At 49.2% G+C, this 630-nt stretch carries 1 protein-coding gene; it reads left to right on the plus strand.

Annotated features, from left to right (window positions below):
- On the plus strand, positions 1–630 hold a 630-nt coding region (locus AC1DUA_RS39920; protein ID WP_477504917.1), incomplete at both ends, for a hypothetical protein.

Here is a 630-nt window from a genome sequence, read left to right on the forward strand (position 1 = left end):
AACGTTCTGCAGTCCGGAGCGAGTGTAACGGCTGCTGCTGGTAAAGCCACGCTGCCAATTGATATTACAAAGCTTGCAGAAGGATCTAACGAGATTGACGTTGTCGCAACAGATGCCACAGGCAATACTTCTATATCTTTGACAGTTGCTGTAACAATAGACACGACGCCTCCAACTGATCCTACGGAAGATGGAACAGCGCCTAAAGCGGGTACGACCCAGAACGCAAACTTCAGTATCGTCGTAAATGCAGAAACAGGAGCAGCTGTGACTGCAAAAGTAGGAGGCACCAACGTCCTACAATCAGGAACGAGTGTGACAGCTGCAAATGGCAAAGCAACGCTGCCAATTGATATCTCACTCCTCGGAGAAGGCGCAAACAACATTGAAATTGTTGTTACAGATGGCATGGGAGCTGCTTCCGGCATTTTGACAGTAGCTGTGACCAAGGACACGTTACCGCCGACTGTACCGGTCGAAGATGGATCAGCAGACAAAGCAAACACTACGCAGAATGACAATTTCAACATCATCGTAACTGCAGAAAACGGGACAACGGTGACGGCGAAAGTGGGAGCTACGAATGTGCTGCAGTCTGGTACGGAAGTAACGGCGGCGAATAATAAAGCC

This window comes from Paenibacillus sp. 01T422 (assembly GCF_056398785.1).